The organism is Pseudomonas sp. R76 (assembly GCF_009834565.1).
In the GTDB taxonomy this organism is placed as follows: Bacteria; Pseudomonadota; Gammaproteobacteria; order Pseudomonadales; family Pseudomonadaceae; genus Aquipseudomonas.
The window spans coordinates 6,022,543-6,037,381 of record NZ_CP019428.1; the positions used below are offsets into that span (position 1 = coordinate 6,022,543).

Consider the following 14,839-nt stretch of genomic DNA (forward strand, 5'->3'; position numbering starts at 1 on the left):
TGTATTGCTGATAAATGCTATGGACAGCCCATGAACCACCTTCGCTTTGCCCTTCCCTTGCTGCTGCTCCCCGCCCCCGACCTGCTGGCCGATTCGTTCGAGCGCGACGACGCGCTGAAACTCCCCGACGTGGTCATCAGCGCCAACCGCCAGGTACAGGCGCGCAACGACAGCAGCGCCGCCAACACGGTGTTCACCCGCGACGACATCGACCGCCTGTAACCCACCAGCGTGACCGACCTGCTCGGCCGCGTACCCGGCGTGCAAGTGGCGCCCACCGGTGGCCGCGGCAGTTTGCCGGGGATCTTCATTCGCGGCACCAAGGCCGCACAAAGCCTGGTGCTGGTCGACGGCCAGCGCATCGCCAATACCACCTCCGGCGATAGCGGCCTGCAATACCTGAACGTCGACCAGATTGAACGCGTGGAAGTCCTGCGCGGCTCGCGCTCGGTGATCTACGGCGCCGATGCGATTGGCGGAGTGATCCAGATATTTACCCGACGCAATGCCGAACAGGGCCTGCAGCCCCGTGTGAAACTCGGGTTTGGCAGCCGCCAGACCTGGGAACGCAGCCTTGGCCTTTCCGGCGGGGATGAGCACACGCGTTTCAACTTGGGCGCGAGCCTGGATGACACGGCGGGGATCAATGCCACGCACGAGTCGTTTCCCAGCGATGGCGACCATGATGCCTACCGCAACCAATCCGTCAGCCTGAACCTCAGCCATGGGCTCAGCGATGAGCTGGAAGTGGGCTTTAACCTATTGGATAACCGCGGCAAGTCGGAATACGACAACAGTTTCGGTCGCTACGACGCCGCGACTCAGCAGACGGTCGGACAAAAGCCCTACACCGACTACGCCGTCAGCAGCGCCAGCGGTTATGTCGACGCCAGGCTCAACGAACACTGGCAATCGCGCCTGGAGCTGGGCCACAGCGAAAACCGTGATACCAAGCGCGATAAGCTCAGTGACGATTTCAGCGTGTTCAATACCTATCGCGACTCGGTCAACTGGCAGAACGATCTGACGCTCAACGACCAGAACAGCCTGATTCTCGGCGGCGACTGGTACGAAGATCGCTTCCACGGCTCCAGCACCTTTACCGAAAACAGCCGCTGGAACCGCGCCGCCTTTGTGCAGCACCGTTTCCACGGCGAGTAGTTCTCCACCGAACTGGGCCTGCGCCGCGACCAGAACCAGCAATTCGGCGGCCAGAACAGTTGGAGTGGCACCCTCACGTTGCCGATCAACCCCGACAATGACGTACTGCTGAGCTACAGCGAAGGCTTCCGCGCGCCGACCTTCAACGACCTTTATTACCCGCTGACACAGTACAGCAACCCCAACCTGCAGCCCGAGACTTCAAAGAGCTACGAGCTGCAATGGCGTAGCCAGTTGAGTGAGAGCACGCGCCTGGAAGCCTCGCTGTATCGCACCGACTTAAGCGACGCGATTGTTCTGGACAGCAACAGCAAGCCACAGAATGTGGCGTCGGCGCGTATCAACGGCTTTGAAGCGGCGCTCAAGCAGGAACTGTTCGGCTGGCAGGGCAACCTGGGCATCGCGTTCATCGACCCGCGCGACCGCGATACCGGCCACACCCTGGCGCGCCGTGCGCGGCGCACCTTGAGCCTGGACCTGGATCGCCAGTTCGATAAGTTAAGCGTAGGCGCCAGTTGGCAAGCCATCAGCAGCAGCTATGACGCTGAAGACAATCGCCAGCGCCTCGGCGGTTATGCCTTGCTGGGGCTGCGCAGCAGTTGGGCAGTCACTCATGAAGTCAGCGTTTCGCTGAAGGTCGACAACCTGTTGGATCGCCAATACGCGCGTGCGCGCTACAACTACAACGCCCCCGACTTCTCCAATAACCAGGACTACCGCGAAGAAGGCCAGACCTGGATGCTGGGCCTGACGTGGACGCCACAGTTGTAGCGCGGCGCCTTAGTAAATCTGGCGGGCAGGCTCGTTGGAGTTTAGATACCCGGCCTTGATTGCCTCGGCGCAGTTTATGAACCCGTAGGCGTTAACTGCTCCGGTATCGGTAAACCCGATGTATAAGTCCTTTTTCTTGCTTTTGTTTTCAAGCACATAGTCATAGCACTGTGAGCTGCCATTACGAACCTGAGTGATGCCCTGGGGTTGTTGGATCGCAAGAATGTCCTGCTTAGTGGCCCCGCGCTCGGCGGCTTTGGCTGCCACGGGGTGGGCACTGAAATTCATCAACGTCGAGATACCTTCCAGCGTGTTGCAGCCGGTCAGCAATATGGCGACAGAAATACCAATGATCAAACGGCGCATGGCCACCTCCTGTATGTGAACAATTGCCATGCAATGCGCATCGCGAGCGGCAGAGTAAAACCCTGCCGCGGGAATCACCCCGCGGACGCATCTTAATAACAGGTAGGAAAACACTGAGCCTTCAGGCTAGCGCTGTGGAGCAATTAACTCGCACAGCTTCGCCACTGCCTCGACCATCTGGCCGCTGGGTCGCTCCAGGCCTTTGTCGGGAACCACCACCAAGCGCCCGTGCGCCACAGCCGCTATGTGCGGCCAGGCTTTCCAGGCATCGACCTGGACCTGGTCGCCTGCCAGGATCATTTCGGGATCACGCTGCAACACCGACTCGATGCTGACCTGCGGCGCGGGCAGCTTCAGGTCATCGAACACATTGCGCGCGCCGCACACACTCAGCGCATCGCTGATGATCTGCCCACCGCCCACGGTGTACAGCGGCTGGTTCCACACCTGATAAAACACCCGTAACGGCTCGGCACGCTGGTAGCGTTGGCGCAGTCCGGCCAGGCGCTGGCGTAGCTGTGCGGCCAGTTGCCGGCCGGCGTCGACTCGGCCCAATTGCTCGGCAATGCTCTGAACCTGGGTGGTCAGCTGTTCGAGGCTATGGGGTTCGGCGACATACACGGGGATGTTCAGGCGCTGTAATTGCTCACGTTGCGCGGGGCCGACACTGCCGGGCCACAGCAGAATCAAGTCGGGCTTGAGGCTGAGCAGGCGCTCCATGTTCAGGTGCCCGTACTGCCCAACCGACGGCACTTGCGCCAATGCCGCCGGGCGCTCGCCACCGTCGAGCACGCCCACCAGCAGGTCGGCGGCGCCCAGTTCAACCACGATTTCAGAGAGAGAAGGCGCCAGGCTGACCACGCGCTCGACCGCCATCGCCTGGGCACTGAATGCCAGCAGCATAACCGCCAGCCAATGGCGCCTCATCCCAGTTGACGGGGGATGCGGTAGAGGTAAAACAGCACCAGGGTCGACAGCGCCAGCAAGAACAGCGGCACCGCCTCCAGGCCAACGAACACCGCCAGCGCACCGATCCAGGCCGGAACAGCGGCAACCAGCAGAGCGGTGCGACGACGGGCCGCGAGCGTGATCCAGGCCGCCGGTTCTTCAGGCGTATCGAGGGCTTTTGCGGTGGCGATCAGCGCGTGTTTATAGCCATGAAAATAACGCAGGCTCAGAAACATCGAGGCCACACCGGCGATAAAGAACGGCATGGCCAGCACGGGAAGCAGGGATTGGGCCTGGCCAAACACCAGGTTGAGCACGAACAGCGGGAGCAGTGCCAGGGCCAGGTACTGCCACCAGTTAAAGGACAGTCGCCGCTTCACCTGGCCACGGGTCACGCGCGGTCGACCTCGCCCTGATGCTCGTTGCCCATCATGTGGTCGAGCTTGCTGGCTTTGGTCGCGAGGTAGAGTTTGTTGTGCGGGTTTTGCCCGGTGTGCAGCGGCACGCGCTCGGCCACGGTGATGCCCATCTCGGTCAAGGCTTTGACCTTGCGCGGGTTGTTGGTCATCAGGCGCAGGGATTTCACCCCCAGATGCTCAAGCATCGGCAGGCAGATCGCGTAGTCGCGCTGGTCGGCGGCAAAGCCCAGGCGCTCGTTGGCTTCAACGGTGTCGGCGCCGCCGTCTTGCAGTTCGTAGGCGCGGATCTTGTTCATCAAGCCAATGCCACGGCCTTCCTGACGCAAGTACAGCAACACGCCACGGCCTTCACGGGCGATGGCGCGCATAGCGGCTTCCAGTTGCGAACCGCAGTCGCAGCGCTGGCTGAACAGCGCGTCGCCGGTCAGGCACTCGGAGTGCACGCGGCCCAGTACCGGCGCGCCGTCGGCGATGTCACCCAGGCTGAGCACGACGTGCTCGCGGCCGGTGGCCTCTTCGAGAAAGCCGTTCATGGTGAACGTGGCAAAAGGGGTAGGCAGCTTGGAAGCGGCGACGAAAACGACGGGCACCGTGTGCTCCTGATTTCAGATTTCACAGAGGGCATCATTGTAACAGCAGGTTCCTACAGACGCTTAAGCTGAATTATCGCTGATAAAGATCAATAGGTTCGATTGGCCTTCATCCCGGTTCTATGCAGGTCAGAACGGATACGGCTGTTTCCAGCGCTCGAAAATCGGTTTCAGTTCGCCGCTCTTTACCAGTGCGGGCAAACGCTGGTCATACACCGTCATCAACGCCCGCCCGCGCTCGGTGTCGGCGAAGCCTATGTAGAGCGGCAGTTCGGCGATGTGGGTGAGCTTGAATTGCGCCGCGTCATCCGCCTGGCTGAGCACATACTTGGCCTCGGTGAGGGCGTCGATGTAGAGGTCTGCGCGGGCATGCTGCAGCATGGGCAGGATGCCGTCGCGGCGTTCGATCTGGTTGAAGCGGTGCACGTTCGGCAAGTATTCCTCGTACTTGTAGCCGCGTACCCAGGCCAGGCGGTAATTGCCCAGCGTGGCGATGCTGGGTGTTGGCGTGGTTGCCAGGCTGAGGGCGTAGATATGATCGGCGTCGAAATTCCAGTGTGGGTACAACACGCCACTGGCTTCATCACGATAGGCGCCGACCCAGCCGTCTACCTCGCCGCGCTGGGCCAGGCCGACCGAGCGGGTGTAGGGCACGCTGCGGATTTGCACGGTAATGCCCGCCGGCTCGAAGACCTGACGCAAGACATCCCAGGCCAGGCCGCTGCCATCCTTGTTGGTGTAGTCGTTCCATTCCTCACTGGCCAGCATGATCTTGCCAGGCACCGGGGCGTCCTCCGCCTGCACCAGAGCCGCGACGGCACACAGCAGAATCAGCAGCCAGCGGCGCACATCCATGGTGACAACCTCCTACACCGAGATAACCGTATAGAGGGTAGCGCAGGTGGCGGGCTTACGGCGTCTCGCGAAAATGCTGATAGCCGCGCACGGCCGGGGTGATGTCCTGGCCCTTGGCGTCAAGCAAGGTGACGCCCTGCCCGGCCTCAACCCGGCCGATCACGTGGATCGGCCAGCCACTGGCCAACAAAGGCGCAAGCTCAGCGGGCGGCAGGGTAAACGCCAGTACGTAGTCGTCGCCCCCACTCAACGCGGCGACTCGCGCCTCGTCATCGCCGACAAACGCCAGCAGAGCCCTGGATAACGGCAAGCGCTGGCGCTCGATCAACAGGCTGACAGCCGACGCCTTGGCGATATGCCCACAATCGGCCAATAGCCCGTCGGAGATATCCATGGCAGACGTAGCCTTGCCACGCAGCGCCAGGCCCAGCGCCAATTGTGGTTGTGGCGACCAGTAATGGGCCAGCAGCGGGCCAGCAATCGCCGCATCCGCCGTGCGTTGCCCCAACACTAACGGCAAAGCACCGGCAGCATTGCCCAACTCACCGCCTACGCACAGCAAGTCACCGGGTTGCGCGCCGCTGCGCGTCAACGCCTGCCCGGCCGGCACACGGCCAAACACGGTCAGGGTCAGGCTCAGCGGCCCACGCGTGGTGTCGCCGCCTACCAGGCCCACGCCGCAGCTTTGCGCCATGGCGTTCAAACCCTGGGCATAGCGTTGCAGCCAATCGGCATCGACGGTCGGCGTGGTCAGGGCAAGGGTAAAGGCAAGAGGATGGGCGCCCATGGCGGCCAGGTCGCTGACTGCCACGGCCAACGAGCGCTGGCCGAGCAGGAACGGGTCACACGGGTCGGCAAAGTGCACGCCGGCCACTAACGTATCGGTGGAGATTGCCAGCTGCTCCCCGGCGGGGAGCGCCAGCAAGGCACAGTCGTCGCCGATCCCAAGAGCAATGCCTTCACCGCCCTGCGCACAGGGCGCGGCGGCGAAGTAGTTGCGGATCAGCTCGAACTCACCCATTCAGGACTCACCCATTCAGGACTCAAGCGCAGATTAGCGCTTGTGTTCCTTCACTTCGGCTTCACGCAGGCGCGGGGCCAGCTTGTCGAGCACGCCATTGACGAACTTGTGGCCGTCGGTGGAACCGTAGACTTTCGCCAGCTCGATACCTTCGTTGATCACCACGCGGTACGGCACGTCGACGCGCTTGAGCAGTTCCCAGGTGGACAGGCGCAGTACGCACAGTTCAACCGGGTCGAGTTCTTCGATGGTCAGGTCCAGGCATGGGGCCAGGGCCGTGTCGATCTCGGTCAGGTTGGCATGCACACCGTGCAGGATGTCGTGGAAGTAGCTCTGGTCGGCGAACGTGAAGTCGTTATCGACGCGGAACTGCGCTTCGATTTCGTTCAGCGAAGCGTTGGCCATCAAGCGCTGGTACAGCGCCTGGGTCGCGAGTTGACGCGCCTTACGGCGTTTTTCGCTTTTGGACGGCTTGCCGGCATCCGCAGGGCGTGGGTCCTGGGGGTTGAACTGATCGCTCTCGTCGGAAATCACTTGGCCTCCAACTGCGACAGCAGGCTGACCATTTCCAGCGCGGACAAGGCAGCTTCAGCGCCTTTGTTGCCAGCTTTGGTGCCGGAACGCTCGATGGCTTGCTCGATGGAGTCTACGGTCAGTACGCCGAAGGCAACCGGCACGCCGAACTCCATGGACACCTGGGCCAGGCCCTTGGTGCATTCGCCGGCCACGTATTCGAAGTGCGGGGTGCCGCCACGAATAACTGCGCCCAGGGCGATAATTGCCGCGTATTCACCCTGTTGAGCAACTTTTTGCGCAACCAGTGGAATTTCGAAGGCGCCAGGGGCACGGATAATAGTGATATCGCTCTCGCTCACACCGTGGCGAACCAGGGCGTCAACGGCACCGCTCACCAGGCTTTCAACCACGAAGCTGTTGAAGCGGCCAACCACCAGGGCATAGCGGCCTTTGGGGGCGATGAAGGTACCTTCGATGGTCTTCAGGGTCATTCGACAAATCTCTTAAAGAGCCGGGACGCGAAAAGTGCGTCCCTCAGTGATAATTTAACCGCGAACAAGGGGCAAAAACAGCCGGCCTTTATTCGGAGGGCACGTATTCTACAACTTCCAGGTCGAAACCGGATATCGCATTAAATTTCATTGGCGCGCTCATCAGGCGCATTTTGCGCACACCGAGGTCGCGCAGGATCTGCGAACCGGCACCGACAATGCTGTAGGTGGTCGGTTTTTTCACCGGCGTGTGGTCGGCGGTTTCGCGGATATGCGCCAGCAATACATCGCCATCCAACGGGTGACCGAGCAACAGCACCACACCGCTGCCGGCCTCGGAGACCGCAGCCATGGCGGCCCGCAGGCTCCAGCGGCCAGGTTGCTTGACCATCAGCAGGTCGCGCAGCGGGTCCATGTTGTGCACGCGCACCAGGGTCGGCTCTTCGGCGCAAATGTTCCCCAATGTCAGGGCCATGTGCACGTCGCCTTCCACTGAATCACGGTAGGTCACCAAATTGAATTGGCCCAGTTCGCTGTCCAGCGGCTGCTCGGCAATCCGCTGAACGGTACGTTCGTGGATCATGCGGTAGTGAATCAGGTCGGCAATGGTGCCGATCTTGAGGTTGTGCTCGGCGGCAAAGGCTTCAAGTTCAGTACGACGGGCCATGGTGCCGTCGTCGTTCATCACTTCGCAGATCACGCCACTCGGCTCGAAACCGGCCATGCGCGCCAGGTCGCAGGCGGCTTCGGTGTGGCCGGCACGCGCGAGGGTGCCGCCCGGTTGGGCCATCAGCGGGAAGATGTGGCCTGGGCTGACAATGTCTTCGGCCTTGGCGTCTTTGGCGGCGGCGGCTTGCACCGTGCGCGCGCGGTCTGCGGCAGAAATGCCGGTGGTGACGCCGGTGGTCGCTTCAATGGACACGGTGAACTTGGTGCCGAAACCCGAGCCGTTGCGCGGCGCCATCAACGGCAGCTTGAGCAGTTCGCAGCGCTCGCGGCTCATGGGCATGCAGATCAGCCCACGGGCGTGCTTGGCCATGAAGTTGATGTGCTCGGCCTTGCAGGCCTCGGCGGCCATGATGATGTCGCCTTCGTTCTCGCGGTCTTCGTCATCCATCAGGATAACCATCTTGCCTTGGCGGATGTCTTCAACCAGTTCTTCGATGCTATTGAGCGCCACGCGGCACCCCCTTGGTCAGGATTTCAGGTAGCCGTTAGCGGCCAAAAAACTTTCGGTGATGTTCCCGGCAGCAGGCTCTGCGGCCTTGTCGCCCAACAACAGGCGCTCCAGGTAACGGGCAAGCAAGTCGACTTCCAGGTTCACCCGGCGACCTGGCTGGTAAGAAGCCATGATGGTTTCGCTGAGGGTGTGGGGAATGATGGTCAGTTCAAATTCGGCGCCATTCACGGCGTTCACTGTCAGGCTGGTGCCGTCGACCGTGATCGAGCCTTTGTGGGCGATGTACTTGGCAAGTTCTTTGGGCGCGCGAATGCGGAATTCCACGGCACGCGCATTTTCGCTGCGGGCAACCACTTCGCCGACGCCGTCGACATGGCCGCTGACCAAATGGCCGCCCAGGCGGGTGGTCGGGGTCAGGGCTTTTTCCAGGTTGACCGGGCTGCCGGCCTTGAGGTCGTTCATCGCGGTGCAGTCCAGGGTTTCCCGGCTGACATCGGCGGCAAAGCCGTTGCCCGGCAGCTCGATGACGGTCAGGCACACGCCGCTGACGGCGATGCTGTCGCCCAGCTTGACGTCGCCGAGGTCGAGCTTGCCGGTTTCAACCAGCAGGCGTACGTCGCCGCCTTTGGGGGTCATGGCGCGGATGCTGCCGATGGATTCGATAATGCCGGTGAACATGGCCTTCTCCTGGAAAACGGGACGGGCACTTGAGCGCCCGGTCAGAATTATACGCTCGCTGGTGGTAGCGGGATGGCAGTGACTCGCCAGTCGTCGCCCACAGCGCGCATTTCAGTGATCTTGAGTTGGGGGGCGTCGGCCAGTTTCTCAAGCGGCCAATCCAGCAGAGGCCGGGCGGCGGAGCCGAGGAATTTGCCGGCAACGAATATGACGTATTCGTCGACCAAGCCCTGCTGGGCAAACGCACCCGCCAGGCTCGGGCCGGCTTCTACCAACACGTCGTTGACGCCACGGGCCGCCAGGGCAACCAACGCCGAGCGCAGGTCGACCTGGCCGTCAACGCCCGGCACGACCAGGCATTCGGGGCCGCGCGGAAACTGGTTTTCCGGCGTCACGCAGGTGATTACCAACGCCGGGCCAGCCTTGAAGAATGGCGCGTTGAGCGGCACCCGCAGGCGGCCGTCGATCAGCACGCGCAACGGCGGGCGCGACATGGCGAGGGCCGTGGTGGCTTCATCCAGGCCCAATTCGGCGGCACGCACGGTCAAGCGGGCGCCGTCGGCCAAGACCGTGTCAGCGCCGGTCAACACCACACTGGCCTCGGCGCGCAGGCGCTGCACGGCGGCGCGGGCAGCCGGGCCGGTGATCCATTGGCTTTCGCCGCTGGCCATCGCCGTGCGGCCGTCCAGGCTCATCGCCAGCTTGACCCGCACAAAGGGCAGGCCGTGTTCCATGCGCTTGAGGAAACCCGGGTTGAGCGCGCGCGCTTCCTTTTCCAGCACGCCGCTGTGGGTTTCGATACCGGCCTGCGCCAGACGCTGCAAGCCACGCCCGGCCACTTCCGGGTTCGGGTCCTGCATGCCGGCGACGACGCGCGCCACACCAGCCGTGACCAGTGCATCAGCACACGGCGGCGTGCGCCCGTGGTGGCTGCACGGTTCGAGGGTCACGTACACCGTGGCGCCACGCGCCTTGTCGCCAGCGGCGCGCAAGGCGTTGGGCTCGGCATGCGGCTCGCCGGTGCGTTCGTGCCAGCCTTCGCCGACAATCTGCCCATCGCGCACGATCACACAGCCCACACGCGGATTGGGGTGGGTGGTGTACACGCCCTTGCGCGCCAATTCGAGGGCACGGGCCATGTAATGGGCGTCGAGGACGGCTTGCTCAGCAGACGGTGGGTTCATTTCTTGACCGGCTCACGGGCCAGGCGGTCGATCTCTTCGCGGAACTCATTGAGGTCCTGGAAGCGTCGATACACCGAGGCGAAACGGATATAGGCGACTTCGTCGAGCTTTTGCAGCTCGCCCATCACCAGTTCTCCAACCACCAGGCTCTTGACCTCGCGCTCGCCGGTGGCACGCAGCTTGTGCTTGATATGCACCAGCGCCGCCTCCAGCCGCTCGACGCTCACCGGGCGTTTTTCCAGGGCGCGCTGCATACCGGCGCGCAGTTTGTCTTCGTCGAAAGGCTGGCGGCTGCCGTCGGACTTGATCAGACGTGGCAATACCAGTTCGGCGGTTTCGAAGGTGGTGAAACGTTCACCGCAGCCAGAGGCCAGGCATTCGCGCCGGCGACGTACCTGGTCGCCCTCGGCGACCAGACGCGAGTCAATGACCTTGGTGTCGTTGGCACCGCAGAAGGGACAGTGCATGGTGGCAGGCAACAAAAAAAGGGAGGGCCATGGTAGCGCATCCCCGTGGCAAGACAAGCCATAGCCTTTACGGTATATAGGCTGACTATTATGTTTCTGAATCTTCAAGCCACGGATTTTGCCCTTTCTGGAGCCGTACATGCAGTTACGACCACTTGTTTTACTCGCCCTGTTCAGTGTTCTGGTCGCCTGCAGCAGCGAAGCCCCCAAGCCTTCGGCGCCTCAACCAACGCCTGCCCAAGAGAAAAAAGTCCCAGGCATCGAAGACCTCGGGCCATTGCCGGCTTACCAGCGTGAAATCAACGGCACCCTCAACGGCGTGCCGGCCAACGCTGAAGTCGAACTGGCCTTGCTGGTGATCGACGAGCGCAACCGCCCGCAACAGCTGCTCGCCAGCAGCGTGCTGACCGGCAACGGCAAGCCACTGGCCTTCCGCTTGCGCTTCAACCCGGAAGCCTTCCCCGCCGGTGCGCGGGTTGAACTGCGCGGCCGCGCCAGCCAGTCCGGCCAGTTGATCCTGCACCTGCCCGCCGTGCAAATCACCCAGGCGATCACCCAAACCACCGGCCCCCTGCAACTCGTCAAGGCACCATGACGCCACCGCTGGGCCTGCAACGCGCCCTGAGCGAGCTGATCGGCGACGCGCAACTGGTGCCCTGCCCGCTGCCGGGCACCGAGCTGTCGTTGTGGCTGCTGGACGCCGACAACATGGACCGCGCCTTCAGCCCCGAGGAAACCCGGCGCATCCTGCATGAACCGCCGTACTGGAGTTTTTGCTGGGCCAGCGGCCTGGCGCTGGCGCGCTACCTGGCGGCGCACCCCGAATGGGTCGCCGGCAAGCGCGTGCTGGATTTTGGCGCCGGTTCCGGCGTGGCGGGAATTGCCGCCGTCAAAGCGGGCGCGCTGGAAGTGGTGGCCTGCGACCTGGACCCGCTGGCGCTGGCTGCCTGCCGGGCGAATGCCGAGCTCAACGGTGTGGCGCTGAATTATTCAGCCGACTTTTTCGCCGAAGCCGACCGCTTCGACCTGATCCTGGTGGCCGACGTGCTCTACGACCGCGCCAACCTGCCGTTGCTCGATCACTTCCTCACCCGCGGCCGCGAAGCCTTGGTGGCGGACTCGCGCGTACGCGACTTTCAGCACCCCGCTTATCAGCGCCTGGGAATCCTCGACGCACTGACGTTGCCGGATTTGGCCGAGCCTTGGGAGTTTCGCAAGGTGAGCCTGTACCATTCGCGGCGTGCTTAAAGCCATCGCGGGCAAGCCCGCTCCCACAAGGGAACGCGGTCAAGTGTGGGAGCGTGCTTGCCCGCGATAGCGATCTGAACTCCATCACCTTATAGTTGCCCCATTCCCGCTTTATTCGAGACGCCCCATGAGTGAGCCCACGCCGTACATCTTCGATGTCACCACCGCCAACTTCGACCAGGCGGTGATTCAGAACTCTTTCGAAAAACCCGTGCTGGTGGACTTCTGGGCCGAGTGGTGCGCACCGTGCAAGGCGCTGATGCCGCTGCTGGCGCAGATTGCCGAGAGTTATCAGGGCGAGTTGCTGCTGGCCAAGGTCGATTGCGAAGCCGAGCAGGATATCGTTGCGCGTTTTGGCATTCGCAGCTTGCCGACCGTGGTGCTGTTCAAGGATGGCCAGCCGGTGGACGGGTTTGCCGGGGCACAGCCGGAGTCGGCGGTGCGGGCGATGCTGGAGCCGCATGTGCAGATGCCTCCACCGGCCGCGGCTGACCCGCTGGAACAGGCTCAGGCGCTGTTCAACGAAGGACGTATCAGCAACGCCGAAGCGGTGCTGGTCGCGCTGCTGGGCGAAGACAACACCAACGCCGGCGCGCTGATTCTGTATGCGCGCTGCCTGGCCGAACGCGGTGAATTGGGCGAAGCCCAAACCGTGCTCGACGCGGTAAAAAGCGACGATCACAAAGCCGCCCTCGCCGGGGCCAAGGCGCAAATCACTTTCCTGCGCCAGGCTGCCGACCTGCCGGACGCCGCCGACTTGAAAAGCCGACTGGCGCAAAACCCGCAGGACGATGAAGCGGCCTATCAGTTGGCCATTCAGCAACTGGCGCGCCAGCAATACGATGCGGCGCTGGAAGGCTTGCTCAAGTTGTTTATCCGCAACCGCAGCTACAGCGAAGGCCTGCCGCACAAGACCTTGCTGCAGGTGTTCGAGCTACTCGGCAATGACCATCCGCTGGTCACCGTGTACCGCCGCAAGTTGTTCGCCGCGCTGTATTAATCGCCGACCCAGCTGTACAGCGGCGTATCCCCGCCGCTGGCCACTTTCACCTTGGCACTATGGCGCAGGCGCACCAGCAGGCGTTTGCCGGAAGCGGCATCGCCGGCCAAGCCTTCCAATTGATCGAGCAACTCAAGCCCGTTGAGTTGCCCGGCCTTGCGCAGCAGGTCCTGGGCGTTCTGCCATAGATCATCGTTGTGTTTGACTGGCGCCGCAGCTGGCGCGCTCGGCGTTGGCGCCGCCTGCAAGTGCGCGCCCAACCGCGCCCAATCGCCGTCGTCCAGCTCCAGGGTCAAGTCCACCGGCACGTCGCCGACGGTTCCACGAATTCGCAACATCGTCCTTACTCCTGCACTTTTCTGACCGGCATGCTCCCACGCGGCTTGCGCAACGCCAAGCGGGCGGTCAAACTCCGGCACTATTGTTATAAGATCACATAACAAAACTTTCATGTTCTGGAGCCTTCTCATGCGCCGTCTGCTGCTTGCTTTGCCGTTTGCCCTGTTGCCGCTGGCTATCGCCCACGCTGGCGATGAGCACGATCATGAGCATGAACACGCCAGCCTCGGCGCTCATGAACACGGTGTCGGCCGCCTCAACGCGGTACTCGACGGCCAGGCGCTTGAGCTGGAATTCGACAGCCCTGCCATGAACCTCGTGGGTTTTGAACACCAAGCCACGACGCCTGCCGACAAAGCCAAAGTCGCTGCCGCCCGCAAGCAACTGGAAAACCCGCTGGCCCTGTTCAACCTGCCCAAGTCTGCCGGTTGCGTGATCAGCACCCAGGAACTCAACAGCCCGTTGTTCGGCGACAAGCCGGAAGCCGATCATGACGACGACGATGACGCCCACGCCACCGACGGCAAAGGCGCGGCAGCCCACGAACATCATCACGATCACAGCGAAATCCACGCTCACTACCAATTCACCTGCGCCACGCCGACGGCCTTGAGCAACCTCGACCTGACCCAAGTGTTCAAAACCTTCCCCGCCACCCAGAAGATTCAAGTACAACTGATCGGCCCAAGCGGTCAGCAAGGTATTGAAGCGACGGCCCAGGCGGCCACCCTGAATTTCTGATTTGATAAACCAATCACTGTGGGAGCTGGCTTGCCTGCGATAGCGGTAAAACAGACACATCAATATTTAATGTGCCGCCGTCATCGCAGGCAAGCCAGCTCCCACAATTGATCGGTGTCATCATCCAAATCAAACCAGGCCACTGATTTCCTATGACCCAAGCACTGATTGAACTGTCTGACCTGGGCTTCAACTGGCCCGGCCACCCACAGTTGCTGGACATCCCCGCGTTCCGCCTGGAAGCCGGGGAAACCCTGTTTCTCAAAGGCCCGAGCGGCAGTGGCAAAACCACCCTGCTCGGTTTGCTCGGCGGCGTGCAGAAACCCAGCCAGGGCAGCATTCGCCTGCTCGGCCAGGAGCTGACCGAACTGTCGGCCGGCGCCCGCGACCGCTTTCGCGTCGACCACACCGGCTACATTTTTCAGCAGTTCAACTTGCTGCCGTTCCTGTCGGTGCGCGAGAACGTCGAGCTGCCTTGTCACTTTTCCAAGCTGCGCGCGCAACGGGCGGTTCAACGCCACGGCAGCGTCGACCAGGCCGCCGCGACCTTGTTGGCGCACCTGGGTTTGAAAGATAAAAACCTGCTGGAGCGCCGCGCCGACTCACTGTCCATCGGCCAACAACAGCGCGTGGCCGCCGCCCGCGCATTGATTGGCCAACCGGAACTGGTGATCGCCGACGAACCCACCTCGGCACTGGACTACGACGCCCGCGAAGCCTTCATTCAATTGTTGTTCGCCGAATGCCGGGATGCCGGCGCCAGCCTGTTGTTTGTCAGCCATGACCAGAGCCTCGCGCCGCTGTTCGACCGCCACCTGTCGCTGGCCGAACTCAATCGCGCCGCCACGCCCGCAGAGGTTTGAG

18 protein-coding genes and 1 pseudogene are annotated in these 14,839 nt (G+C 62.5%); 6 read left to right on the forward strand and 13 right to left on the reverse strand.

Annotated elements, in window-relative coordinates; all coding sequences use genetic code 11:
* Window positions 1–30 precede the first annotated feature (30 nt).
* Window positions 31–1,932, forward strand: a pseudogene (locus PspR76_RS27230) (TonB-dependent receptor domain-containing protein).
* Window positions 1,933–1,941: 9 nt separating this feature from the next.
* Here the strand turns inward: PspR76_RS27230 and PspR76_RS27235 are convergent.
* The 12 genes from PspR76_RS27235 to nrdR form a co-directional block, all read right to left on the reverse strand.
* Window positions 1,942–2,298: a transcriptional regulator gene (locus tag PspR76_RS27235; RefSeq protein WP_159960236.1), complete on the reverse strand. Its 357-nt coding sequence runs from the start codon at window positions 2,296–2,298 to the stop codon at window positions 1,942–1,944.
* A 126-nt stretch (window positions 2,299–2,424) separates the two neighbouring features.
* On the reverse strand, window positions 2,425–3,225 hold the full coding sequence (locus PspR76_RS27240) for a cobalamin-binding protein (RefSeq protein ID WP_159960238.1): 801 nt from the start codon (window positions 3,223–3,225) through the stop codon (window positions 2,425–2,427).
* Complete coding sequence (locus tag PspR76_RS27245) at window positions 3,222–3,641, reverse strand: nuclear FMR1 interacting 1 family protein (protein ID WP_159960240.1); 420 nt, start codon at window positions 3,639–3,641, stop codon at window positions 3,222–3,224. The genes PspR76_RS27240 and PspR76_RS27245 overlap by 4 nt, the downstream gene beginning before the upstream one ends.
* Entirely contained in the window at window positions 3,638–4,255 is a 618-nt protein-coding gene (ribA, locus tag PspR76_RS27250) for a GTP cyclohydrolase II (protein ID WP_017135999.1), read from the reverse strand. Before ribA ends, PspR76_RS27245 begins: the two co-directional genes overlap by 4 nt.
* A gap of 129 nt (window positions 4,256–4,384) precedes the next feature.
* Window positions 4,385–5,110 carry a substrate-binding periplasmic protein gene (locus PspR76_RS27255; protein ID WP_159960242.1) on the reverse strand — a complete coding sequence of 242 codons (726 nt, stop codon included), beginning with the start codon at window positions 5,108–5,110 and terminating at the stop codon, window positions 4,385–4,387.
* 55 nt (window positions 5,111–5,165) lie between these two features.
* On the reverse strand, window positions 5,166–6,131 hold the full coding sequence (thiL, locus tag PspR76_RS27260) for a thiamine-phosphate kinase (RefSeq protein WP_159960244.1): 966 nt from the start codon (window positions 6,129–6,131) through the stop codon (window positions 5,166–5,168).
* A gap of 33 nt (window positions 6,132–6,164) precedes the next feature.
* Window positions 6,165–6,665: a transcription antitermination factor NusB gene (gene nusB, locus PspR76_RS27265; RefSeq protein ID WP_159960246.1), complete on the reverse strand. Its 501-nt coding sequence runs from the start codon at window positions 6,663–6,665 to the stop codon at window positions 6,165–6,167.
* Window positions 6,662–7,138, reverse strand: coding sequence for a 6,7-dimethyl-8-ribityllumazine synthase (gene ribH / locus PspR76_RS27270; RefSeq protein ID WP_003176356.1), 477 nt, complete (start codon window positions 7,136–7,138; stop codon window positions 6,662–6,664). The genes nusB and ribH overlap by 4 nt, the downstream gene beginning before the upstream one ends.
* Before the next feature lie 88 nt (window positions 7,139–7,226).
* Window positions 7,227–8,318, reverse strand: coding sequence for a bifunctional 3,4-dihydroxy-2-butanone-4-phosphate synthase/GTP cyclohydrolase II (gene ribBA, locus PspR76_RS27275; protein WP_159960248.1), 1,092 nt, complete (start codon window positions 8,316–8,318; stop codon window positions 7,227–7,229).
* 15 nt (window positions 8,319–8,333) lie between these two features.
* Entirely contained in the window at window positions 8,334–8,996 is a 663-nt protein-coding gene (locus tag PspR76_RS27280) for a riboflavin synthase (RefSeq protein ID WP_029299435.1), read from the reverse strand.
* Window positions 8,997–9,043: 47 nt separating this feature from the next.
* Window positions 9,044–10,180: a bifunctional diaminohydroxyphosphoribosylaminopyrimidine deaminase/5-amino-6-(5-phosphoribosylamino)uracil reductase RibD gene (gene ribD, locus PspR76_RS27285; RefSeq protein WP_159960250.1), complete on the reverse strand. Its 1,137-nt coding sequence runs from the start codon at window positions 10,178–10,180 to the stop codon at window positions 9,044–9,046.
* On the reverse strand, window positions 10,177–10,647 hold the full coding sequence (gene nrdR / locus PspR76_RS27290; protein ID WP_162530299.1) for a transcriptional regulator NrdR: 471 nt from the start codon (window positions 10,645–10,647) through the stop codon (window positions 10,177–10,179). Before nrdR ends, ribD begins: the two co-directional genes overlap by 4 nt.
* A 139-nt stretch (window positions 10,648–10,786) precedes the next feature.
* Here nrdR and PspR76_RS27295 point away from each other — a divergent pair, with 139 nt between their 5' ends.
* The 3 genes from PspR76_RS27295 (at window position 10,787) to trxA (ending at window position 12,895) form a co-directional block, all read left to right on the forward strand.
* Window positions 10,787–11,242: a YbaY family lipoprotein gene (locus PspR76_RS27295; RefSeq protein ID WP_159960252.1), complete on the forward strand. Its 456-nt coding sequence runs from the start codon at window positions 10,787–10,789 to the stop codon at window positions 11,240–11,242.
* Complete coding sequence (locus PspR76_RS27300; protein WP_159960254.1) at window positions 11,239–11,895, forward strand: class I SAM-dependent methyltransferase; 657 nt, start codon at window positions 11,239–11,241, stop codon at window positions 11,893–11,895. Before PspR76_RS27295 ends, PspR76_RS27300 begins: the two co-directional genes overlap by 4 nt.
* 127 nt (window positions 11,896–12,022) lie before the next feature.
* Window positions 12,023–12,895, forward strand: coding sequence for a thioredoxin (gene trxA, locus PspR76_RS27305; protein ID WP_159960256.1), 873 nt, complete (start codon window positions 12,023–12,025; stop codon window positions 12,893–12,895).
* Here the strand turns inward: trxA and PspR76_RS27310 are convergent.
* Window positions 12,892–13,233 (reverse strand): hypothetical protein, encoded by a 342-nt coding sequence (locus PspR76_RS27310; RefSeq protein ID WP_159960258.1) that lies wholly within the window; start codon window positions 13,231–13,233, stop codon window positions 12,892–12,894. The genes trxA and PspR76_RS27310 overlap by 4 nt on opposite strands.
* Before the next feature lie 130 nt (window positions 13,234–13,363).
* On the opposite strand from PspR76_RS27310, the gene PspR76_RS27315 reads away from it, so the two are divergent.
* A complete protein-coding gene (locus PspR76_RS27315) occupies window positions 13,364–13,975 on the forward strand; it encodes a DUF2796 domain-containing protein (RefSeq protein WP_159960260.1) in 612 nt (203 codons plus the stop codon).
* Window positions 13,976–14,127: 152 nt separating this feature from the next.
* Window positions 14,128–14,838, forward strand: coding sequence for an ABC transporter ATP-binding protein (locus PspR76_RS27320; RefSeq protein ID WP_159960262.1), 711 nt, complete (start codon window positions 14,128–14,130; stop codon window positions 14,836–14,838).
* Window position 14,839 lies beyond the last annotated feature (1 nt).

Coding starts and splice junctions, on each gene's coding strand:
- PspR76_RS27235 (WP_159960236.1), bottom strand. CDS start 2,298: ATGCGCCGTTTGATCATTGGTATTTCTGTCGCCATATTGCTGACCGGC.
- PspR76_RS27240 (WP_159960238.1), bottom strand. CDS start 3,225: ATGAGGCGCCATTGGCTGGCGGTTATGCTGCTGGCATTCAGTGCCCAG.
- PspR76_RS27255 (WP_159960242.1), bottom strand. CDS start 5,110: ATGGATGTGCGCCGCTGGCTGCTGATTCTGCTGTGTGCCGTCGCGGCT.
- thiL (WP_159960244.1), bottom strand. CDS start 6,131: ATGGGTGAGTTCGAGCTGATCCGCAACTACTTCGCCGCCGCGCCCTGT.
- ribH (WP_003176356.1), bottom strand. CDS start 7,138: ATGACCCTGAAGACCATCGAAGGTACCTTCATCGCCCCCAAAGGCCGC.
- PspR76_RS27280 (WP_029299435.1), bottom strand. CDS start 8,996: ATGTTCACCGGCATTATCGAATCCATCGGCAGCATCCGCGCCATGACC.
- ribD (WP_159960250.1), bottom strand. CDS start 10,180: ATGAACCCACCGTCTGCTGAGCAAGCCGTCCTCGACGCCCATTACATG.
- nrdR (WP_162530299.1), bottom strand. CDS start 10,647: ATGCACTGTCCCTTCTGCGGTGCCAACGACACCAAGGTCATTGACTCG.
- PspR76_RS27295 (WP_159960252.1), top strand. CDS start 10,787: ATGCAGTTACGACCACTTGTTTTACTCGCCCTGTTCAGTGTTCTGGTC.
- PspR76_RS27300 (WP_159960254.1), top strand. CDS start 11,239: ATGACGCCACCGCTGGGCCTGCAACGCGCCCTGAGCGAGCTGATCGGC.
- trxA (WP_159960256.1), top strand. CDS start 12,023: ATGAGTGAGCCCACGCCGTACATCTTCGATGTCACCACCGCCAACTTC.
- PspR76_RS27310 (WP_159960258.1), bottom strand. CDS start 13,233: ATGTTGCGAATTCGTGGAACCGTCGGCGACGTGCCGGTGGACTTGACC.
- PspR76_RS27315 (WP_159960260.1), top strand. CDS start 13,364: ATGCGCCGTCTGCTGCTTGCTTTGCCGTTTGCCCTGTTGCCGCTGGCT.
- PspR76_RS27320 (WP_159960262.1), top strand. CDS start 14,128: ATGACCCAAGCACTGATTGAACTGTCTGACCTGGGCTTCAACTGGCCC.